Genomic DNA, 21,516 nt, shown 5'->3' with positions numbered 1-21,516 from the left:
TCAACCGGATGGAAAAATCCCGCGTGGCGCAGACGAAGAATCCCTACTACTCCGGGCCGGTCACCGACCATTTCGATGGCGTGCGCTTCTTCAATCCGGATGGCATCGAGCCCGGTGGGTTTCGCGATGTGCTGAAATGGCAGTTCGGCAGCGGGCGGCAGCGGGTGCCTTGGCCGAAGACGGTGGAAAGCCCTTTTGCACCGGCCAAGCCTGAGGCGCGGATTTCCGGCGAAGGGCTGCGGGTGACGATGGTCGGGCATGCCTCGATGCTGATCCAGGTCACTGGCCTCAACATCCTCACCGATCCCGTCTGGTCGGAGCGAGTCAGTCCTTTCTCCTTTATAGGGCCCAGACGCGTCATCGCCCCCGGCATTGCCTTTGCCGACCTGCCGCCGATCGACATCGTGCTCGTCTCGCATAACCACTACGACCATCTCGACCTTTCGACGCTGAAACGTCTGCAGCAGGCGCACAGGCCGCGATTTGCAACGCCCCTCGGCAACGACACGATCATCCGCCGTGCCGTTCCGGACGCCGATATTGTCACCATGGACTGGGGCCACAGGCTCGAGATCGCCGATGGCGTCAGCATCGACGCCGAGCCCTGCCACCACTGGTCGGCGCGTGGGGCGGGCGACCGGAGGATGGCGCTCTGGGCGGCGTTCGTTCTCTCGACGCCGGCAGGCAAGATCTACCACATCGGCGATACCGGCTTTCACGACGGCATCAATTACCGGGCGGCGCGCGAAAAGCATGGCGGCTTCCGCCTCGCCATCCTGCCATTCGGCGCCTACGAGCCGCGCTGGTTCATGAAGGGGCAGCACCAGGACCCGAAGGAAGCCGTCGAGGGGATGCAGCTCTGCAATGCCGCCCATGCCGTCGGGCACCATTTCGGCACGTTCCAGCTGACGGACGAGGCGATCGACGATCCGCTGGTCAGGCTGAAGGCAGCCCTCATCGTTGCGGGCGTCGCGCCGGAGCGGTTCCGTGCGCTACAGGCCGGTGAGGTGCTCGATGTCCCGTTGGAATGATACGCGCCCCGGAAACCCGGCGTTTCCGGCCTGTCCATCGAGAAAAATACCGGCCAAGGGATGACAAACCGTCCTCGTTGGTGTAACTGCCCACCCGGACATGGGGTCAACCCCGTCGACCAGCAAATAAAGAATAGTGCATTCGCTCCCGTCCGAAAGGACAAAATCCCGCGGCATCGACCTGAGGATTCCGGCAGAGCGCTCTGGCTGTTTCAGAAGAACTCGAAAAGGTTAGACCAATGAACATCATTCAACAGCTGGAAGCCGAACAGGCTGCCAAGATCGAAGCCGTCCGCAAGCTGCCGGAATTCTCCCCTGGCGATACGCTCCGCGTCAACGTCAAGGTGACCGAAGGTACCCGCAGCCGCGTACAGGCCTATGAAGGCGTGTGCATCGGCCGTTCGGGCGGCGGCATCCACGAGAACTTCACCGTTCGCAAGATCTCCTACGGCGAAGGCGTCGAGCGCGTATTCCCGATCTTCTCGCCGATGATCGAAAGCGTCGAAGTCGTTCGCCGCGGTAAGGTCCGTCGCGCCAAGCTGTACTACCTGCGCGATCGTCGCGGCAAGTCGGCTCGTATCGTTGAAGACACCGGCATCCGCGCCCGCAAGCTGAACGACGCCGAGCGCGCTGCCGTTGCCGAAGAAAAGGCACGCATCGAAGCCGAGAAGGTAGCCGCAGCACAGGCTCTGGCCGCCGAGAAGGCAGCAGCCGAAGCCGCAGAAGCCAAGGCCGCCGAAGAAGCAGCAAAGGCAAAGGCCGCTGAAGCAGCCGCCGCCGCTGCCGAGCCTGCAGCAGAATAAAATCTAGGGTTGACTTGCATGGTCAACTGAATGATCTTGACACAGATCGCCGGGCATGGTCCGGCGATCTTGATTCGGAGGGTTTGATGACAGAAAAATCAAAACTCGGACTTTACGATCTGCATGGCCCGGCGGTTGACAGGCTGCAGCTCGCCTGCGATGACAATCATGCCGATGCGGCAGATGAAGCGAAGGCGCTGGAAAATTTCCGCAGCTTTTCGGACTCGTATCTCTCCACGCAGCTCAAGTTCCTCGGTGACGCGAAACTGGGCGAGTGATCCGTGGATCCCGAACCTGTCCGCATTCGTGCATTGAAGCGGGCGCCGGTGTTTGCGGATATAGCCAACTGGATGCAGAGCAAAATTCCTGGCTTGGCCGATGCGACAACATTCAGAGCCGATGCCCCGGTCCTTCTGGGACATGCCTATTTTCTGCTCAATGATTCCTACAAGATTCGACGCAACCAGATAAGCAATACCGACGACTACAAGAAGGCTGCACTGTCGGCCCTGTCCGTCATGGCCTTGCGGCCCTTCGAACCATCTGAACCCGACAATCTCACGTCCAACGTGGCCTATTTCGCAAACCCCATCTATGCCATTGCATCTGCAAACGCGTGGCTGTCGAGCCGCAACCTGCTGGAGCATTACAATTTCGCCTATCTGAGGCGATTTTATCTGTCTTTGCTGCGCATCCGACTCGGCTGCCTGGACGATTTCGTCGCACGTGCCAGCAATGGCGAGGATTACGCCGCCATCAAGATGATTGAAATGTCGTGGCACGATGCCGACGTGGTGGAAGATTGGATCCATAAATTCTGGTTGCTTTCGCAGCGGAAACTTTAAATAGCCGTCCGTGCCTGTTGCCACGCGGCAGAATTTGATGACTAAATTGCCGACGTCCTTTGGGGAGATATTGCATGCCGTTCCGCCGCTCGTTCCTGCTGGGCCTCACCGCCCTTGTCCTGTCGCCCCTGGCGGCCTTCGCCGCCGACCTGCCTGATCTTAAGGGCAAGACAGTCGTTGTCGTGACGGAGAATGCCTATCCGCCGCTGCAGTTCGTCGAGCCGAAGACCGGCAAGGCAATCGGCTGGGAATATGATGCGATGAACGAGATCGCCAAGCGGCTGAATTTCAAGGTCGAGTATCAGAACACCAGCTGGGACGCGATGATCCAGGCGGTCTCCGACGGCCAGTATGCCATTGGCATGACCGGCATCACCATCAAGGAAGACCGCAAGCAGAAGGTCGACTTCTCCGATCCCTACATGCGCAGCCAGCAATTCATGCTGGTGCGCGGCGACGAGAAGCGCTTTACCGACGCCAAGACCTTCGCAGCCTTCAAGGACGGCCTGGTCGGCGCCCAGCCGGGCACCACGCCTTTCTACACCGCCGTCTACGAAGTGCTTGATGGCAACGAGCAGAACCCGCGCATCAAGCTGTTCGAAACCTTCGGCGCCACCGTTCAGGCGCTGAAAACAGGCGACGTCGACACCGTGCTGACCGACGGCACTGCTGGCAAGGGATACGTCGACAGCTCCGCCGGCGCCCTGAAGCTGATCGGCGGCCCGCTCGGCGTCGAGGATTTCGGCTTCATCTTCCCGAAGGGTTCCGATCTCGTGGCGCCGGTCAACGCTGCCATCGCGGCGCTGAGGGCCGACGGCACCTTCAAGGCGCTCGATCAGAAGTGGTTCGTCGACTACAAGATGGGCAACTGATGCGCGCTATAGTGAAGCGCCGCCGGTGATCGCAGCCCGTCCCTCGCCAGGCGGCAAGGATCGGAGCGACTATCCCTGGTGGCTGGTCGCCCTCGTCGTCATCTGCCTGGCCGTCGCCGTCGTCATCGCCACCAGCGGCCTCTATACCCAGGTCTTTCTGACCGTCGTCACCGGCGTCGGCATCACTGTCTTCGTGACGCTGGTGTCCTTTGCGCTGGCGACGCTGCTGGGGCTCGGCATCATGCTGCTCGGCCGCGCCGACAACGTCGTCCTCAGGCAGATCTCGCGTTTCTACATCGAGGTGATCCGCGGCATCCCGATGCTGGTGCTGCTGTTCTACGTCGCCTTCGTCGGTGCGCCGGCCATCGTCGCCTTCTACAATTTCCTGACCGCGCCGCTGGTGTCAGCCGGCTGGACGGAGCCCATGATGGTGCGCGAGTTGTCGCTGATGTGGCGGGCGATCATCGCGCTGACGATCGGCTACGCCTCCTTCATCGCCGAGATTTTCCGCGCCGGCATCGAGGCGGTCGACCACGGCCAGATCGAGGCATCGAAGGCGCTCGGATTGTCCAGGGTGCAACGCTTCCGCCTGGTGGTCTTCCCGCAGGCGATCCGCGTCATCCTGCCGCCGCTGTCCAACGACTTCGTGTCGATGGTGAAGGATTCCTCGCTGGTCTCGGTGCTCGGCGTCGCCGACCTCACCCAGATGGGCAAGGTCTATGCCTCAGGCTCGTTCCGCTTCTTTGAAACCTATTCGATCGTCACCTATATCTATCTGATCCTGACGGTCGGCCTGTCGCTGCTCTTGCGCCAGTTCGAAAAGCGGATGCGCCAGACCCGGCGATAGGGCTCCGATGATTCGAATTGCCGAGCGTCGGAAAAATTGATAAAGCCGAACCCATGGAATCGAAGTTTAAGTGCATCGGTGGAGAGACTTTCGTGCTGCAGGACCATAAGCGTCTGCCGGCCCGTTTCTTTGCGATGATTTCAGGCGCGCTCAACAGCCGACTTCGCTGATCTCGCCCTGCGGCCGGCGGACCCTTTCCGTCGCTTCCATTCTTTGCCACGCCCAACCCCATATGGATCTGAAGCCATGAGCGCACCCCGCACCCTGTACGACAAAATCTGGGACGACCACGTCGTCGACACGCAAGACGATGGCACCTGTCTGCTCTACATCGACCGCCACCTGGTCCACGAAGTGACCTCGCCGCAGGCTTTCGAAGGCCTGCGCATGACCGGTCGCAAGCTGCGCGCGCCGCAAAAGACGCTCGCCGTCGTCGACCACAACGTGCCGACCTCGCCGGATCGCCACCTCGGCATCAAAAACGAGGAAAGCCGCATTCAGGTCGAGGCGCTGGCCACCAACGCTGCCGAATTCGGCGTCGAATATTACTCCGCCAGCGACATCCGCCAGGGCATCGTCCACATCGTCGGCCCCGAGCAGGGCTTCACCCTGCCCGGCATGACCATCGTCTGCGGCGACAGCCACACCTCGACCCACGGCGCCTTCGGAGCGCTCGCCCATGGCATCGGCACATCCGAGGTCGAGCACGTGCTCGCCACCCAGACGCTGATCCAGCAGAAGGCCAAGAACATGCTGGTGCGGGTCGACGGCCAGCTGCCCGACCACGTCACCGCCAAGGACATCATCCTGGCCATCATCGGCGAGATCGGGACGGCCGGCGGGACCGGCCACGTCATCGAATTCGCCGGCGAAGCCATTCGCGCGCTGTCGATGGAAGGTCGCATGACGGTCTGCAACATGACCATCGAGGGCGGCGCCCGCGCTGGCCTGATCGCGCCCGATGAAAAGACCTTCGAATACATCAAGGGCAAGCCGCGCGCGCCCAAGGGCGAGGACCTGGAAAAGGCCATCGCCTACTGGAAGACACTGCAGACCGACGAAGGCGCCCACTACGACAAGATCGTCGTGCTCGACGCCGCCAACCTGCCGCCGATCGTTTCCTGGGGTTCTTCGCCGGAAGACGTCGTCTCCGTCCAGGGCGTCGTGCCAAACCCGGCTGAGATCGAAGACGAGAACAAGCGCACCTCCAAGCAGCGCGCACTCGACTACATGGGCCTGACTGCCGGCACCAAGATGACCGACATCAGCATCGATCGCGTCTTCATCGGCTCCTGCACCAACGGCCGCATCGAGGATCTGCGCGCCGTTGCCAAGGTCGTCGAGGGCCGCACGGTGGCCTCCACCGTCGACGCGATGATCGTGCCGGGCTCCGGCCTCGTCAAGGAACAGGCGGAAGCCGAAGGCCTCGACAAGATCTTCAAGGCCGCCGGCTTTGACTGGCGCGAACCTGGCTGTTCGATGTGCCTGGCGATGAACGACGACCGGCTGAAGCCGGGCGAGCGCTGCGCCTCCACCTCGAACCGCAATTTCGAAGGCCGCCAGGGCCACAAGGGCCGCACCCATCTCGTCTCCCCCGCCATGGCCGCCGCCGCCGCCATCGCCGGCCACTTCGTCGACATCCGCGAGTGGAAGTAGGCGGGTAGGAATAGATTATGATTTTTCTGGAGGCCGGGAGACCGGCCTTCAGTTTGGGGATAGCCCCGTACGAGAATTGGTCAGCGTGGCGCTACCCTCTCCTCCCTCATTCCTGTGCTTGTCACAGGAATCCAGTGCGCCGCGTCTGCGGCGCGTATAAACCTTCACATAACGTTGTCCTCTCACGGCGCAGACGCGCCGTGGCTGGATTCCTGTGACAAGCACAGGAATGAGGGATGTTGGGAGGAGCCCACTTCGTGCGACACTCCCCTCAGAACATCGCCTTCACCGCCGCAAAGCCCCGGCCGACGAAGTCGCCGAAGAAATAGGGGCCGAGACCCCACACTGCGGTCCAGAGAGCTGCGCCGATGATGTTGGCGCCGAGAAAGCGGGCCCAGGGCATGCCCATCGAGCCGGCGATGAGGCCGTTGAGCTGGCGCAAGAGGATGAAGAAGCGGGCGGTGACGACGATGATCGGACCGCGAACCCGAAAGATCTCCTCGAACTTGTGCAGTCGTTCGGGTGTCAGCCGCACCATCCAGCCATGCTTCTCAAGAAGCGGCCTACCGCCGTAATGGCCGATCAGGTAGCCGGTGAAATCGCCGGCGACGGCCGCCACCCAGACCACGAAGAAGACGCTGACGATATCCAGTTCGCCACGGGACGCCAGCAGCGAGGCGCTGACAAGCGCGCTTTCTCCGGGCAGCGGCGCTCCAAGCGATTCGAAATAGATAATGAGGAAGAGTGTGAGCAGCCCGTATTCGTGAAGGAAAGGCTGGATAGACGACCAGGCATCATGCAGGAAGCTCACGGGCAGCACTCGGGATCACGGGTTCGATGCGAGATGCCTACCCCACTCCCGGCCGGCAGGCCAGACGGGAGCGGGAAATTCTTTGACGATTGATCAGAACGTCGCCGTCATCGGATCCGGACCGATGCGGCCATCAGGCGTATCGAGCGTGTCGATCTCCTTCAGGTCGTCGGCATCGAGCTTGAAATCGAAGACCTTGAAATTCTCGGCAATACGGCTCGGTGTTACCGACTTCGGAATGACGATCAGGCCGTTGTCGATGTGCCAGCGGATGATCACCTGCGCCGGGGTGCGACCGTGCTTGCCAGCGATCTTGCCGATCACGGCATTGTCGAGCAGCTGGCCCTGGCCGAGCGGGCTCCAGGACTGGGTCTTGATGCCGAGCGCATCATGGGTCTCGCGCAGCGCCCGCTGCTGGAAATCCGGATGCAGCTCGATCTGGTTGAGGACCGGCGTGACGCCGGTTTCGCCGATGATCCGCTTCAGGTGCTCGCCGGCGAAGTTGGAAACGCCGATCGATTTTGCGCGGCCTTCCTTGTGTAGCTGCACAAAGGCCTTCCAGGTGTCGAGGTAACGGTCCTTCTTCGGCGCTGGCCAGTGGATGAGGTAGAGGTCGACATAGTCCGTGCCGAGACGCTTCAGGCTCTCGTTGAAGGCCTTCAGCGTGCTGTCGAAGCCCTGCGCCTCGTTCCAAAGCTTGGTGGTGAGGAAGATGTCCTTGCGGTCGACACCGGAAGAGCGGATGCCCTCACCGACGCCCTCCTCGTTGCCGTAGATGGCGGCCGTGTCGATATGACGATAGCCGGCCTCGATGGCGGCCTTGACGGCCGGCGCTGCGGTTTCGTTCGGTGTCTGCCAGACGCCGAGGCCGACCTGCGGAATGGAGCGGCCGTCATTGAAGGTAATGCTGGTTTGATCGGTCATGCTGTCTCTCCAGAATGGTATGTTATCGTTGCGCAGGGCGGGCCCGGACCGCATCTGCCCGGGCACCAGGCCCCCGCCGGCCAAAAGAACCGACAGCTCCGATATAGGTCTTCGTCGGCGTTTATCATCCCTTTTTGTGACGGCCGCGTCACAGCACCCGCACGACGGAGCCTGCGCGCAGATACGGAATCAGTCGGCGCATATCGGGCAGGCTGACGGCAATGCAGCCGGCGGTCGGCTCGTAGCCGGGGCGGATCAGATGGAAGAAGATTGCCGACCCACGATTGCGGCGGCGGTCCGAGATATTCCAGTCGAGCACCAGGCAGATGTCGTAAAGCCCATCCGGGCGGCGCATCGTCTCGTGGCTGGATCGGAGTGGCCTTCGGACGAGGCGATTGTAATTGGCATCCCCGGGTTGATCGCACCATAGCATGTCCGGCCGGATGCGGCGCATCGGCAGCGTCGTCGGTGGCAGTCGCAAACGATCCCCTCGCACGAAGCCGGAGAGCAGCTTTATCGCCGTGATCGGTGTCGCCCCGTCGCCTTCTCGCTTGCGCACTGTCCGCCCATTTCTGCCGATCGCCGCCGGCACCACGACGGTGCCAAATGCCACCAGCGCGCGGCTGCGATCTCCCGGCGCGGGGCGCACGGTGACAACGGAAGTCAACTTCGGCGCCCTTTGCCTTGCTTTGCCCATCTTTTTCCCATGTTCTGCGTTCAACGGCGTCTTGATGAAACTCTAGCAGTTTCAAGGGGACGACCAAGCAGCAAGCGTCGCTTCGCTTGCCAAAAATGCAATTTGGCGTAAGCCTTTCACTCGATCGAAGCACGAGGACGATAGCCGTATGACTGCACGCACCATTCTGCTGGTGGATGACGACACCGATCTGCGCGAGATGCTGGTCGAACAATTGTCGCTTTACGAGGAATTTACCGTCCTGCAGGAAGCCAATGCCGGCAAGGGCATCGCCACAGCCCGCGCCACCGCCGTCGACCTGCTGATCATGGATGTCGGCCTGCCCGACATGGACGGCCGCGAAGCCGTCAAGCTGCTGCGCAAGGGTGGCTTCAAGCCGCCGATCATCATGCTGACCGGCCACGACACCGACAGCGACACCATTCTCGGCCTCGAAGCCGGCGCCAACGACTACGTGACGAAGCCCTTCCGCTTCGCCGTCCTGCTCGCCCGCATCCGGGCGCAGCTGCGCCAGCATGAGCAAAGCGAGGACGCGACCTTCACCGTTGGTCGCTACCTGTTCAAGCCGAGCCAGAAGCTCCTGACGACAGAGGACGGGCAGAAGATTCGGCTGACGGAAAAGGAAGCGGCGATCATCCGCTATCTCTACCGCGCCGAGCAGAAGGTCGTCACCCGCGACATCCTGCTCGAGGAAGTCTGGGGCTACAATTCCGGCGTCACCACTCACACGCTCGAAACCCATGTCTATCGCCTGCGCCAGAAGATCGAGCGCGATCCCTCCAACGCCGAAATTCTCGTGACTGAAAATGGCGGCTACAAGATCATTCCGTAAGGCGATTACCGATGGCGCTGGTTGACGATATCAATCTGTTTTCGCAGCTGCCGCTGTTTCAGGGCATGGGCGACGACCAATTGCGGCTGATCGCCTTCGGTGCCGACCGCCGCCATCTGGCAGCCGGCCAGACGCTGTTTCGCGAGCGCTCGCCGGCCGAATGCGCCTATGTGGTGGCAAGCGGCCGCTTCGAGCTGACGACGCTGGATGCCCGCGGCGCCTCACGTGTCGAAGCCGTGGTGGAGGCAGGCACGCTGCTGTCGGAACTGGCGCTGGTAACACTGGTCGAGCGCAAATATACTGCGGTCGCGCTGGAGGATTCCACCGTCATCCGCATCACCCGGGCCCTCTTCCACCGCCTGATCGAGGAATATCCAGAGGCAGCCCAGCTGATCGAAGGCCGGCTGCGCGAGAACTTCGCGGCCATGGTGAAGCAGGCAACCGCCATGCTCCACCGCTTCACCTGACGCGCTCAGAGATCGAAATAGGCAGTAACCGGGACATGGTCGGACGGACGATCCCAGCCGCGCGCATCCTTGCGGATCTCGATGCGCTGCAGGAGCGGCCCGAGATCGGCTGACGACCAGATATGGTCGAGGCGGCGGCCGCGATCGGCCTCCTGCCAGTCCTTGGCCCGATAGCTCCACCAGGTGTAGAGCTTCTCGCTGGCCGGCACCTGTTGGCGCATCAGGTCGACCCAGGCGCCGCGCTGCATCACCTCGAGCAGACCGTCCGTTTCAACAGGCGTGTGGCTAACGATCTTCAGCAGCTGCTTGTGCGACCAGACGTCATGCTCCAGCGGCGCGATGTTGAGGTCGCCGACGAGGATCGCCGAGGTGTCGGGTTCGGCGTTGGCGCTCAGTTGCTTCATTTCCTCGACGAAATCGAGCTTGTGGCCGAATTTCGGATTGATCGCCCGGTCCGGCTCGTCGCCGCCGGCCGGCACATAGAAATTGTGCAGCCGCACCCGCCGTCCGCCCTGCTCGAAAATCGCCGAGATGTGCCGCGCATCGCCGACGCCGCAAAAATCCTGGCGGCGATCCTCGACGAGCGGAATGCGCGAGGCGATGGCGACCCCGTGATAGCCTTTCTGACCGTGGATGATGATGTGCTCGTAGCCCATGGCCTTCAGCGGCGCGAGCGGAAAGAGGTCGTTGATGACCTTGGTTTCCTGCAGGCAGAGAATGTCGGGCTGTCGCTCCATCACAAGCTTTTCGATGATCGGCATGCGCAGCCGGACCGAGTTGATATTCCAGGTGGTGATCGAAAAGCCCATGCCATGCCTCTTGAACGAAAGCCCATGGATTAGACCGAGCCGCGTTGAAAAGAAACGGGCAGGCCTTCGAAAACCGAAGGCCTGCCCGCTTTGTGACGGTTTGAAAACGCCCGATCGAAGCTCAGTGGCGGGCGGACGTATCGCTCGGAATCTTGAACACGCTTTCGTCGAAGGCGACGTTGGTCTTAACGTTGCTAATGACGACCGAGGTGTCCTTGCCCTGGTTGTCGGTGACCGTCCACTGGCGCAGGTCGTAGGTCTTGGAATCGAACATCATGGTGATGGTCGAATCGCCGAAGATCGTCCGGCTGCCGAGCACGATGGTCGTCAACTCCGGCTCGACCTTGACGCTGCGCACCATGTCGGCCGACAGGTCGATCTTGCTGGCGAGCAGCAGCGTCAGCGGCGTCTTGGACAGCGGATAGGTGTTCCAGGTCTTCAGCTGCGAATTGCCGACGACCACATTGTAGCCATCCGAGATCACCCGCATCGGCGACGGATCGTCGTAGTTGAAGCGCATCTTGCCGGGCCGCTCGATGAAGAACCGGCCGCCGGTCTGGTCGCCACGCGGGCCAAACTGCACGAAGGCGCCCTGCATGGTCCGGGTGGCGGAGAAATGGTCGGCAATCGCCTGGGCAAGGGCCGGTGGCGGTGCGTTGGAGGTTGCCTGGGCGAAGGCGTTGAAGGGCAAGGCGGCGGCCACCATCCCGATGGCGCAGGCGCCGATAAAATGGCGGCGCGTCAAATGCAACGGGCTGCGCGCGACGGCGCCGGCTTCGGTCTTTTTCATTCAAATCTCCTTTGCCGATTCTATGGCGCTGAAAATCGGCGGCTTCATGACCTTTTCGGCAACGGATATAGAGCGCGGCGCGGATTTGCCGAGTGCCCGACGGCGCCCCGGCCACGCGACCCCGACTATCCCGCCTAGCGGTCGAGGATGTCGGCTTCGGTCGGCACCAGGATCTCGCGCTTGCCAGCGTGGTTGGCGGGTCCGATGATGCCCTCCTGCTCCATCCGCTCGATCAGCGAGGCAGCGCGGTTGTAGCCGATGCCGAGACGACGCTGGACATAGGATGTCGAGGCCTTGCCGTCGCGCAGCACCACGGCCACGGCCTGATCATAGGGATCGTCCGAATCCGACAGGTTGCCGGTACCGGCCGGGCCGTCGCCATCTTCGTCGTCCTCGTCGCTGTCTGCGGTGATGGCGTCGAGATATTGCGGCTGCCCTTGCGTCTTCAGGTAGGCAACGATGTCCTCGACCTCGCCGTCGGCAACAAACGGGCCGTGGACGCGCTGGATGCGGCCGCCGCCGGCCATGTAGAGCATGTCGCCCATGCCGAGCAGCTGCTCGGCACCCTGTTCGCCGAGGATCGTACGGCTGTCGATCTTGGAGGTGACCTGGAACGAGATGCGGGTCGGGAAATTGGCCTTGATCGTGCCGGTGATGACGTCGACCGAGGGGCGTTGCGTCGCCATGATGACGTGGATGCCGGCGGCACGCGCCATCTGCGCCAGACGCTGCACAGCGCCTTCGATGTCCTTGCCGGCGACCATCATCAGATCGGCCATTTCGTCGATGATGACGACGATATAGGGCAGCGGCTTGAGATCGAACTCTTCCGTCTCGTACATGGCTTCGCCGGTCTCCCGGTCGAAGCCGGTCTGCACGGTGCGCGAGATCGCCTCGCCCTTGGCGGCGGCCTGCTCGACACGGGTGTTGAAGCCGTCGATGTTGCGCACGCCGATCTTCGACATCTTCTTGTAGCGCTCTTCCATCTCGCGGACGGTCCATTTGAGCGCGACGACAGCCTTCTTCGGGTCGGTGACGACGGGTGACAGCAGATGCGGGATGCCGTCATAGACGGACAATTCGAGCATCTTCGGATCGATCATGATCAACCGGCACTGCTCCGGCGTCATCCTATAGAGCAGCGACAGGATCATCGTGTTGATCGCCACCGACTTGCCCGAGCCGGTCGTACCGGCCACCAGCAGATGCGGCATCTTGGCAAGGTCTGCAATGACGGGTTCGCCACCGATGGTCTTGCCGAGCGCCATGGCGAGCTTCGCCTTGGAGGTCTCGAAATCCCGCGACGCGATCATCTCGCGCAGATAGACGGTTTCGCGAATGTTGTTCGGCAGCTCGATGCCAATGGCATTGCGGCCGGGCACGACGGCGACGCGGGCGGCAATCGCGCTCATCGAGCGGGCGATGTCGTCGGCAAGGCCGATGACGCGCGAGGACTTGATACCGGGCGCCGGCTCCAGTTCGTAGAGCGTGACGACGGGCCCGGGACGGACATGGATGATCTCGCCCTTGACGCCGAAATCCTCCAGCACGCCTTCGAGCATGCGGGCATTCTGTTCGAGCGCATCGGCCGACAGCGTCGAATCGCGCACGACGGCCTTCGGCTCGGCAAGAAGGTGCACGGCCGGCAGCTGGAAGCCCTGCGGACGGATGAACGAGGTCTGCGCCTCGCGCTCGGCGCGCGCGCCGGGCTTCGGGCGTGGAGCAGGCGGAATGACTCGGTGGCCAGCGTTGGACGGCGAAGCCCGCGAGCCGATCGGGCGAATGACATCGTCATCCTCGTCATCGGGCAGGATGCCGGCCGGGCGGCGCGGATCGGCGTCGAACGGCGGATCGTTGTCGTCGTCATAGCCGTCGTTGCCGACAGAGATCGGCGGCGCCGAAATGACGCGGCGCGACGGACCGCCGTCCATCGACGGTTCCAGCCGTTCGCCGCGCAGGACCGGCGCCTTGGCCCGCGCCGGTTCGTTCAGGCGGCCGAATTCGTCGTCGTTGAAATCATAGGGCGCATCGAAGGCGTGGTCGCGACGCTGGCGCGGGCCCATGCCGAACAGCCGGCGCAGGCGCGCCTTGGCGTTGTACCACATGTGGATGACGACGCCGAAGGCCAGGAAGCGAGGCTCCTCGTCTTCCTCGTCGTCGCCGACCGCGCGCATGCGGCTCGGGATATCGTCTTCGTCTTCCTCTTCGAAGTCGTCGATGGTGTTGCCGATCAGGCCGGCGGCAAACAGCATGCACCAGATGGCCGGCACGGCAAAGACGGTGCCGACGATGGCGCCGAAGACGCCGCTCGGATAGGCGCCGACGAACAGGGCGGGGAAGCGCAGGATCATGTCGCCGACGACGCCGCCGATGCCGTTCGGGATAGGCCAGGTCAACGGCTCCGGCATGCAGCCGACGGCCGCAGCCGAAAGTGCGGCGCCCCCGACCCAGGCACTCAAGCGGGCCGGCAGCCGGTGCAATCGGCGTCCCGAGATGAGGGCCAGGGCCCAGGCGACAACAGGCAGCATGACGATGACGCTGGAAAGGCCGAGCGCCTGCATGACGATGTCTGAGAAGATGGCGCCGTAGCTGCCGAGGATATTGGTGGGCGCATTGCCTGTGGCGTAGGAATAGCTCGGATCCATCACGTTCCAGGTCGCCAGCGCGGCGATCGCCAGCGCCAGCAGGCCAAACAGCGCGAAACCGGCAAGTCCGGTGATCTGCCGAATTACGAATGTCGAGAGCGTGAACCGGTCGGGACGACCATCCAACGCTGCCGAATTGCTTCTGCCCATGATGCTTAAGCCCGTCTGTTGGCGATGATCGGACGAATCGACGCAATGCCGATCATTCAATACGTCCCGTCCAACTAACCAGAGGAGGGTTAAAGCGATGTTAACCATGCGGACACGCCGCGGCGGCAGGCCAACAAAAGCAGCGGCAGGCCAACAAAAAAGGCCCGAACCAGGGTCCGGGCCAAAAGCGGCCTGTGTTTCCACAGGCAGCGACGGGATGTTCAGCCCTGCCGCAGACGTTGCTGCGGCAGGGCAAGGCTTGGAACTTACGAGCTGTGGTAGGCAGCTTCGCCGTGCGAGGCGAGGTCGAGGCCTTCGCGCTCGGCTTCGACGGTGACGCGCAGGCCGACGATGACATCGACAACCTTGTAGAGGATGAGCGAGCCGACGCCGCACCAGACGATGGTGGTCAGCACAGCGATTGCCTGAACATACAACTGGTGGCCCATGTTGTTTCCTTCGCCGACATAGCCGACACCACCGAGCGATGCACTGGCGAAGACGCCGGTGGCCAGCGCGCCGAAGATGCCGCCGATGCAATGGACGCCGAACACGTCAGCCGTATCGTCGTAGCCGAACTTGTTCTTCACAACGGAGACGAAGAAGTAGCAGAGTGGCGAGACGATGAGGCCGAGAGCGATGGCACCCATCGGGCCGACGATGCCTGCAGCCGGCGTGACGGCAACGAGGCCGGCAACCATGCCGGATGCGCCGCCGAGCATGGAAGCCTTGCCGCGTGTGACGGTTTCGACCAGCGACCAGGAGATGATGGCAGCCGCCGTGGCGACGAAGGTGTTGACGGTGGCGAGCATCGCGCCGCCCGAAGCTTCAAGGTTGGAGCCGGCGTTGAAGCCGAACCAGCCGACCCAGAGCATGGAAGCGCCGACCATGGTGAGCGTCATCGAGTGAGGCGCCATCATGTCCTTGCCGTAGCCGGTGCGCTTGCCGATGAGCAGGGCGCCGCAGATCCCGGCGATACCGGCATTGATGTGGACGACGGTGCCGCCGGCGAAGTCGAGGGCGCCCAAACCGAACAGGAAGCCGTTCGCATCCCAGACCATGTGAGCGATCGGGAAGTAGACGAAGGTAACCCAGAGAGCGCAGAACAGCACCGAGGCCGAGAACTTGATGCGCTCGGCATAGGCGCCGATGATCAGGGCCGGGGTGATGGCGGCAAAGGTCATCTGGAACAGTATGAAGATGAATTCAGGAATGACGACGCCCTTCGAGAAGGTCGCAGCCGTGGAGTTCATGTTCACGCCAGACAGGAACATCTTGGCCGTGCCGCCCCAGTAGGGGCTGGTGCCGCCGCCGAAGGTGAAGGAGTAGCCGTAGATCACCCAGATCAGCATGACGGTGGCGCCGATGACGGTGCACTGCATGAGAACCGAGAGCATGTTCTTGGAGCGGACGAGGCCGCCGTAGAACAGCGCGAGGCCGGGAACGAGCATGAACAGGACGAGGATCGTCGAGATGAACATGAAGGCGGTGTCGCCCTTGTCGGGAACCGGGGCAGCGGCGACGGCGGTCGCAGCAGCGTCGGCGGCGGCAGGCGCGGCCGTCTGCGCGAACGCAATCACCGGCGCGAGCAGAGCGGCAGAAGCGACGCCCAGCCCTGTCAGCGTGGAAGACAACTTAGAAAGAGACATTGCGGAAAACTCCCTGATCGGCCGTGACTTACAGCGCTTCTGAATCGGTTTCGCCGGTACGGATACGCACGGCATGATCAATCGAATAAACAAAAATCTTGCCGTCGCCGATCTGGCCGGTCTTTGCCGACGTGGCAATGGCCTCGACCGCCTTGTCGACGATCTCGGTGGCCACAGCGACCTCGATCTTCAGCTTCGGGAGGAAACTGACCGCATATTCCGTGCCGCGATAGATTTCGGTGTGCCCCTTCTGACGTCCGTAACCCTTCACTTCCGTCACGGTCAGGCCCTGAATGCCGACCGCCGTAAGGGCCTCGCGGACCTCATCGAGCTTGAACGGCTTGATTATGGCCATCACAATTTTCATCTGGTTCCCATCCTTTGTTACCCTCGGCGCGGGGCCGACTCTCCTCGACGCCGACCAGCAAATGGGCAGCGACTGCCCTTCTACATTCAAAGGCCGTGCCAGTTTGAAAGGAGTGATTAAGTTATTGAAATAATAAGATTTAAAATCGCATTGCCAAAAAGGAGGCAAATTTGCCCGGCCAAACCGAGCAAATATGAGGCAAATTCAAGAATTTGCAAACTATTTAGGCATTTGCCTTTTTCCGAATCAGACCTTCCTGGGCGACGGACGCAATCAGGACGCCGGATCGCGTGAACAGGCTACCGCGCGCCAGTCCCCGGGCACCTGAGGCACTGGGACTGTCCTGAGTGTAGAGCAGCCAGTCGTCGAGCAGGCAGGGACGATGGAACCACATCGCGTGATCGAGGCTGGCAACCTGCAGGCTTTGATCGAAGATCGAGGTGCCATGGGCAAACAGCGCGCCGTCGAGCAGCGTCATGTCGGACAGGTAGGCAAGGACCGCCGCCTGGTAGTGCCGGTCGCTGGGAACGGGACCGGTCGCCCGGACCCAGACGTCCTGCTGCGGATCGAGCTTGGTGTTGGAGAAATAATGGGTGAGCGACACCGGCCGGATCTCGATCGGCCGTGGCTGCTCCCAATATTTGCGGATCGGCGCCGGCGCCTTGGAAAGGTAGGTCTCCTTGATCTCCTGCTCGCCGAGCAGATCCTCGGGCGCCGGCCGGTCCGGCATGGCGATCTGGTGATCGAAGCCGGGCTCGTCGAACTGGAACGACGCCGACATCGAAAAGATCGCCTGGCCGTGCTGGATGGCCAGCACCCGGCGCGTGGCGAAGCTGCCGCCGTCGCGCAGCCGCTCAACCTGATAGAGGATCGGTACGGCGGGATCGCCCGGGCGCATGAAATAGCCGTGCAGGGAATGGATGTGGCGCTCCGCATCCACCGTCCGCTGCGCCGCCATGACAGCCTGCGCAACCACCAGGCCGCCAAAGACGCGCTGCCACCCGACATCGGGGCTGAGCCCGCGGAACAGGTTCACCTCCAGAGCCTCGAGGTCGAGGATGGAAAGCAGCTGCTCCATGGCATCGGGATTGGGATGGCGCGACATAATGGATGCACTCCGGCTGTAGGAACGGACGACAGGCTGCTCTATATACAGTCGCAATGGATCACGGGAAGCAGGAGCAGGCAATGTTGGACATGCTGGTGGTGGGTGGCGGCTATGTGGGCCTGGCGGCAGCGGTGGCGGTCAAGCAGGCGGCGCCGCATCTCGACGTGATGGTCATCGAGGCTGCTCCAGAGGGCAGCTGGAAGAAGGACCAGCGCGCCTCCGCCATCATCACCGCCGCCTCGAGGATGCTGGATGTCTTCGGCGTCTGGGATGAAATCCGCCCCGAGGCCGAGCCGATTACCCGAATGATCGTCACCGATTCGCGCACCGCCGATCTGGTCCGCCCGGTTTTCCTCACCTTCGAGGGCGCCGTCACCGATGGCGCACCCTTTGCCCATATGGTGCCCAACGTCGCCATGGTCGGCGCGCTGCGCGGTGCCTGCGAGCGGCTTGGCATCACCATCCGCGAGGGCCTGTCGGCGACCGGCTTCAAGACCACAGATGCTTCCGTGTCTCTGTCCCTCTCGGACGGCAGCACCATCGAGACCAAGCTGCTGGTCGCCTGCGATGGCGTCAAGTCGAAGCTGCGCGACATGGCCGGCATCAAGACCGTCAGCTGGAACTACGGCCAGTCCGGCATCGTCACTACCATCGAGCACGAACGGCCGCACAATGGCTGCGCCGAGGAGCATTTCCTGCCCTCCGGCCCCTTCGCCATCCTGCCGCTCAAGAACAACCGCTCGTCGCTGGTCTGGACCGAGCGCACCGCCGATGCCGACCGGCTGGTGGCGGCCGACGACCTGATCTTCGAAGAGGAACTGGAGCGCCGCTTCGGCCACAAGCTCGGCGGCCTCAAGGTGGTCGGCAGCAAGCGCGCCTTCCCGCTCGGCCTGACGCTCGCCCGCGCCTTCGTCGCGCCCCGCTTCGCGCTCGCCGGCGACGCTGCCCATGGCATCCACCCGATTTCCGGCCAGGGCCTCAATCTCGGCTTCAAGGACGTCGCCGCACTCGCCGAAACCATCGTCGAGGCCGATCGGCTCGGCATCGATATCGGCTCCATCCACACGCTCGAGCGCTACCAGACCTGGCGGCGCTTTGACACCTTCCGCATGGGTGTGACGACGGATGTGCTGAACCGGCTGTTTTCCAACGATATCGGTCCGCTGCGCGCCGCCCGCGACTTCGGCCTCGGTCTGGTCGACCGGCTTCCCATGATGAAATCCTACTTTATCGGCGAAGCGTCCGGGACAACGGCACCCCACAATCCGCGCCTGCTGACGGGTCAGGCGATCTGATCTCAGCCGGAGGCGTCCAGTCAAGGCAACGACGCCTCAGTCCTCGAGGCGGCGCGCTTCTGATATGAGCATGATCGGAATGCCGTCGCGGATCGGATAGGCCAGTCGGCCCTTTTCGGAAATCAGCTCGTTGCGCTCGCGATCGTAGCTCAGCCGGCCCTTGGTGAGCGGGCAGACCAGCAGGTCAAGCAGCTTGGTATCAACTTTGCTGACGGCATCGTCCATCACGTCAGCCTATTGCAGAATAAGGTCGGAATCGCCGAAGCCGCGCGCGAGCACGATTTCGGTGATGGCAACGAAGGTTTCCGCCCGCGTCTTCAGGTCCGGCGCCTCGAGCAGAGCCTGTTTTTCAGCCGGCTCGAACGGCGCCATCATCGCCAGCGAATTGACCAGCGTCATGTTGCCGGCCCGCTCGACGCTCTCCCAGTCCGCCTCCAGCTTGTTGGCCTCGAGATAGGCCTTGAAGGCCGACAGCAGGGCCGGACGATCGACACTGCCCTCCTCGTCCTCGGACTTGAGGTCGGCGATGAAGGGAGCGATGCGGAACGTCCTGAAGGGATGATGGCCAGAGACCTCGTCGATCAACCGGAAACGGCAGATGCCGGTCAGCGACACCATGTACCGCCCGTCGCCGGTCTCGGCGAAGGAGGTGATGCGACCGAGGCAGCCGACATGGGCGAGCTGACCGCTTTCGGAGGGCTCGGTGAGCGCCGGCTGGATCATGCCGATCAGCCTGTTGCCCGAGATCGCCGCGTCGAACATGGCGAGATAGCGCGGCTCGAAGACATTCAACGGCAGCTGGCCGCCGGGCAGCAGCAGCGCGCCGCTCAGAGGGAAGATCGGCACGGCCTGGGGAAGATCGCTGGGCTTCAGATATCTGGCGTTGCCAACCTGCATGAAAACATTTCCCATCCCGGAGCTTCGAGCACACTGCACCCGTGACGCGCCCTTGTCTCTTCAAAATGTGGTGCCTGCCGCCGAAAACGCAAGGCGGCAGGCCGAAGTTTACGAGAACAGGATAGACGACAGCCGCCGTCTTGCGGCGATCGTCGCCGGATCCTTCGGCCCCCAGACGTCGAAGAACGCCAGAAGCTCGCGGCGGGCGCCGTCGTCCTCGAATGTCCGGTCGCGCCGCATGATCGTCAGCAGGTGTTCGGCCGCAGCGTTGCGATCGCCTTCGACATTGCGGATCTTGGCAAGCTTCAGGCGCGCCGCATGATCGTCCGGCTGCAGGGCAAGCTGCTGCTCGAGCGCTGCGGGATCTCCGAGCTTGGCTGCTTCCTCGATCTGGTCGAGCTTCTTGACGACGGCCTGGATGCCGGCATCCTTCGACAGCGTCTCCGGCAGGTCCGTCAGCGCCTCACGGGCCCGCTGGCTCTGTCCGGCGGCGATCATGCACTCGGCCATACCGGCCAGCGCCTTGGCATTCTCCGGGTCCGCCTGCAAAACGGCGCCGAACAGCTCGGCAGCACCATGGATATCGGTATTGGCGAGCAAGACCGCCGCTTCCTCTAGGATGGCTTCGATCTCGGCCGCTTCGTCGGTCGGACCGGCGGGCCCGGCGATCTTTTCGATAAAGGCCCGCACCTGGCTTTCCGGCACCGCGCCCATGAAGCCGTCGGCCGGCCGGCCATCGACGAAAGCGATGACGGCGGGGATCGACTGGATGCCGAGCTGGCCCGCGACCGAGGGATGGTCGTCGATGTTCATCTTCACCAGCTTGACCCGGCCGGCGGCTTCGTTGACCACCTTTTCGATGACAGGCGTCAGTTGCTTGCACGGACCGCACCAGGGCGCCCAGAAATCGACCAGCACGGGCTGGCGACGCGATTCTTCGATAACATCACGCGTGAAATTCGCGGTGGTCGTGTCCTTGATGTGCGAACCGCCGGCCGCCACCGGGGCACCCGTATTGATCGAGGCCGACATCTGGCCGCCGAGGGAGGCCGCGTTGTAAGGGTTGTCTGTGCCGCTCATGAGTGTCTCCCGCCTGTCCGCATGTCGGACCGAAATTATAGCGTTATAATCGTATCTCAGCCCGCGACTTTCAAGACGAGCGCTGTGTGTCCGGTCGCTTCCATGAAGCGAAGCAGGTCCTGCGAACCGATCGACGTGGTCGCATCGTTCGCCAGCGGATGACAGTTGATGATCTCCTCTTCCATCAGCGCCGAATCGATCACGAAGGTGACGTTGTGACCGGTGTCGTTGATCGCGCCGAAGGCCGTGACCGCGCCCGGGATGACGCCCAGGTATTCCATCAGCTTCTCAGGCTTGCCGAACGACACCTTGCTGGCCGCGCCGATGATGGTGTGAACCGTCTTCAGGTCGACGACAGCATTCTCCTCGACGGTCAGCAGGAAGAAATTGTCCTTCTTGTCTTTGACGAACAGGTTCTTGGTGTGGCCGCCGGGGATCGCATCGCGCAGCGAGACCGACTCGGCCACAGTGAACACGGCAGGGTGATCCAGCGTCTTGTGGGCGATTCCCAAGCCGTCCAGGAAGGCAAACAGCTCGGTGCGGGTTTTCAAAGAGGGCTCGGTCATGGGTCTCGCTCGGCACGGTGCGGAAATGGTCGTTGCGTTGATACGTTCCTGCCCGGTCTTTGGCAATCTTTCCGGCCGAAACTCCTGCATTTGCTGGGTTTTTTGCCGATGCCACGGAGCGTGTGACACTTTTTTCGCGTCGTCGAAAGATTTCCTGTTGCATTTGAAAAACGGTTGGGCCATATAGCGCCCGTCGCCGCAAGGTGACGCCACGGTCCACCGACTACCCCCGGACCGATGGATTGAGCGGGTGTAGCTCAGGGGTAGAGCACAACCTTGCCAAGGTTGGGGTCGAGCGTTCGAATCGCTTCACCCGCTCCAATTTCTCTCCCGGCCTTTGTCGGTGTAGAGACGCCTACGGGAAAAAATCCATCC

Annotated in this window: 23 protein-coding genes and 1 tRNA gene; 11 read left to right on the top strand and 13 right to left on the bottom strand. The window is 62.6% G+C overall.

Going from position 1 to position 21,516, the window contains the following annotated elements; translation table 11 throughout:
• Positions 1-23 precede the first annotated feature (23 nt).
• From VH564_RS06885 to leuC, 7 genes are all read left to right on the top strand, one after another.
• Positions 24-1,031 carry an MBL fold metallo-hydrolase gene (locus VH564_RS06885; protein WP_423339060.1) on the top strand — a complete coding sequence of 336 codons (1,008 nt, stop codon included), beginning with the start codon at positions 24-26 and terminating at the stop codon, positions 1,029-1,031.
• Between the two features lie 239 nt (positions 1,032-1,270).
• Complete coding sequence (rplS, locus tag VH564_RS06880; protein WP_423339059.1) at positions 1,271-1,834, top strand: 50S ribosomal protein L19; 564 nt, start codon at positions 1,271-1,273, stop codon at positions 1,832-1,834.
• A gap of 86 nt (positions 1,835-1,920) precedes the next feature.
• On the top strand, positions 1,921-2,112 hold the full coding sequence (locus tag VH564_RS06875) for a hypothetical protein (RefSeq protein ID WP_423339058.1): 192 nt from the start codon (positions 1,921-1,923) through the stop codon (positions 2,110-2,112).
• A 3-nt stretch (positions 2,113-2,115) separates the two neighbouring features.
• Complete coding sequence (locus VH564_RS06870) at positions 2,116-2,679, top strand: hypothetical protein (RefSeq protein WP_423339057.1); 564 nt, start codon at positions 2,116-2,118, stop codon at positions 2,677-2,679.
• 74 nt (positions 2,680-2,753) lie between these two features.
• On the top strand, positions 2,754-3,551 hold the full coding sequence (locus VH564_RS06865; RefSeq protein ID WP_423339056.1) for a transporter substrate-binding domain-containing protein: 798 nt from the start codon (positions 2,754-2,756) through the stop codon (positions 3,549-3,551).
• 28 nt (positions 3,552-3,579) lie between these two features.
• Entirely contained in the window at positions 3,580-4,398 is an 819-nt protein-coding gene (locus VH564_RS06860; RefSeq protein WP_423339400.1) for an amino acid ABC transporter permease, read from the top strand.
• A gap of 246 nt (positions 4,399-4,644) precedes the next feature.
• A complete protein-coding gene (gene leuC / locus VH564_RS06855; RefSeq protein WP_423339055.1) occupies positions 4,645-6,054 on the top strand; it encodes a 3-isopropylmalate dehydratase large subunit in 1,410 nt (469 codons plus the stop codon).
• Positions 6,055-6,325: 271 nt separating this feature from the next.
• Here the strand turns inward: leuC and VH564_RS06850 are convergent, their stop codons facing one another.
• The 3 genes from VH564_RS06850 to VH564_RS06840 all read right to left on the bottom strand — a co-directional run bounded on the left by VH564_RS06850 (position 6,326) and on the right by VH564_RS06840 (position 8,486).
• Positions 6,326-6,865 (bottom strand): DedA family protein, encoded by a 540-nt coding sequence (locus tag VH564_RS06850; protein ID WP_423339054.1) that lies wholly within the window; start codon positions 6,863-6,865, stop codon positions 6,326-6,328.
• A gap of 93 nt (positions 6,866-6,958) precedes the next feature.
• Positions 6,959-7,789: an aldo/keto reductase gene (locus VH564_RS06845; protein ID WP_423339053.1), complete on the bottom strand. Its 831-nt coding sequence runs from the start codon at positions 7,787-7,789 to the stop codon at positions 6,959-6,961.
• A gap of 148 nt (positions 7,790-7,937) precedes the next feature.
• Positions 7,938-8,486 carry a L,D-transpeptidase family protein gene (locus VH564_RS06840; RefSeq protein WP_423339052.1) on the bottom strand — a complete coding sequence of 183 codons (549 nt, stop codon included), beginning with the start codon at positions 8,484-8,486 and terminating at the stop codon, positions 7,938-7,940.
• Between the two features lie 148 nt (positions 8,487-8,634).
• On the opposite strand from VH564_RS06840, the gene VH564_RS06835 reads away from it, so the two are divergent.
• Positions 8,635-9,318, top strand: a complete 684-nt coding sequence (locus tag VH564_RS06835) for a response regulator transcription factor (protein ID WP_423339051.1) — start codon at positions 8,635-8,637, stop codon at positions 9,316-9,318.
• 11 nt (positions 9,319-9,329) lie between these two features.
• Positions 9,330-9,785 carry a cyclic nucleotide-binding domain-containing protein gene (locus VH564_RS06830; RefSeq protein ID WP_423339050.1) on the top strand — a complete coding sequence of 152 codons (456 nt, stop codon included), beginning with the start codon at positions 9,330-9,332 and terminating at the stop codon, positions 9,783-9,785.
• Positions 9,786-9,790: 5 nt separating this feature from the next.
• Here VH564_RS06830 and VH564_RS06825 read toward each other — a convergent pair whose 3' ends face one another.
• The 6 genes from VH564_RS06825 to tesB all read right to left on the bottom strand — a co-directional run bounded on the left by VH564_RS06825 (position 9,791) and on the right by tesB (position 17,300).
• A complete protein-coding gene (locus tag VH564_RS06825) occupies positions 9,791-10,594 on the bottom strand; it encodes an exodeoxyribonuclease III (RefSeq protein ID WP_423339049.1) in 804 nt (267 codons plus the stop codon).
• 121 nt (positions 10,595-10,715) lie between these two features.
• Entirely contained in the window at positions 10,716-11,384 is a 669-nt protein-coding gene (locus VH564_RS06820; protein WP_423339048.1) for an outer membrane lipoprotein carrier protein LolA, read from the bottom strand.
• A 134-nt stretch (positions 11,385-11,518) separates the two neighbouring features.
• Positions 11,519-14,179 (bottom strand): DNA translocase FtsK 4TM domain-containing protein, encoded by a 2,661-nt coding sequence (locus tag VH564_RS06815; protein ID WP_423339047.1) that lies wholly within the window; start codon positions 14,177-14,179, stop codon positions 11,519-11,521.
• Positions 14,180-14,445: 266 nt separating this feature from the next.
• The gene (locus tag VH564_RS06810) at positions 14,446-15,828 is read right to left on the bottom strand and encodes an ammonium transporter (protein WP_423339046.1); all 1,383 of its coding nucleotides are present in this window, start codon (positions 15,826-15,828) and stop codon (positions 14,446-14,448) included.
• Between the two features lie 28 nt (positions 15,829-15,856).
• Complete coding sequence (locus VH564_RS06805; RefSeq protein ID WP_423339045.1) at positions 15,857-16,195, bottom strand: P-II family nitrogen regulator; 339 nt, start codon at positions 16,193-16,195, stop codon at positions 15,857-15,859.
• Positions 16,196-16,418: 223 nt separating this feature from the next.
• Complete coding sequence (tesB, locus tag VH564_RS06800; RefSeq protein WP_423339044.1) at positions 16,419-17,300, bottom strand: acyl-CoA thioesterase II; 882 nt, start codon at positions 17,298-17,300, stop codon at positions 16,419-16,421.
• A gap of 56 nt (positions 17,301-17,356) precedes the next feature.
• On the opposite strand from tesB, the gene VH564_RS06795 reads away from it, so the two are divergent.
• Positions 17,357-18,598: a ubiquinone biosynthesis hydroxylase gene (locus VH564_RS06795; protein WP_423339043.1), complete on the top strand. Its 1,242-nt coding sequence runs from the start codon at positions 17,357-17,359 to the stop codon at positions 18,596-18,598.
• Between the two features lie 36 nt (positions 18,599-18,634).
• Here the strand turns inward: VH564_RS06795 and VH564_RS06790 are convergent, their stop codons facing one another.
• From VH564_RS06790 to VH564_RS06775, 4 genes are all read right to left on the bottom strand, one after another.
• On the bottom strand, positions 18,635-18,823 hold the full coding sequence (locus VH564_RS06790; protein ID WP_423339042.1) for a Trm112 family protein: 189 nt from the start codon (positions 18,821-18,823) through the stop codon (positions 18,635-18,637).
• Positions 18,824-18,832: 9 nt separating this feature from the next.
• Complete coding sequence (locus VH564_RS06785; RefSeq protein ID WP_423339041.1) at positions 18,833-19,510, bottom strand: LON peptidase substrate-binding domain-containing protein; 678 nt, start codon at positions 19,508-19,510, stop codon at positions 18,833-18,835.
• A gap of 93 nt (positions 19,511-19,603) precedes the next feature.
• Positions 19,604-20,575, bottom strand: coding sequence for a thioredoxin (trxA, locus tag VH564_RS06780; RefSeq protein WP_423339040.1), 972 nt, complete (start codon positions 20,573-20,575; stop codon positions 19,604-19,606).
• A gap of 56 nt (positions 20,576-20,631) precedes the next feature.
• The gene (locus VH564_RS06775) at positions 20,632-21,141 is read right to left on the bottom strand and encodes a prolyl-tRNA synthetase associated domain-containing protein (RefSeq protein WP_423339399.1); all 510 of its coding nucleotides are present in this window, start codon (positions 21,139-21,141) and stop codon (positions 20,632-20,634) included.
• Between the two features lie 246 nt (positions 21,142-21,387).
• Between VH564_RS06775 and VH564_RS06770 the strand changes: the two genes are divergently transcribed.
• A tRNA-Gly gene (locus VH564_RS06770) sits at positions 21,388-21,462 on the top strand.
• Positions 21,463-21,516 lie beyond the last annotated feature (54 nt).

It is taken from the genome of Rhizobium sp. HT1-10, assembly GCF_049472505.1.
In the GTDB taxonomy this organism is placed as follows: Bacteria; Pseudomonadota; Alphaproteobacteria; order Rhizobiales; family Rhizobiaceae; genus Rhizobium.
The sequence above is the reverse complement of the archived record's forward strand: the minus strand, read 5'-3'. Positions and strand labels throughout refer to the sequence as shown.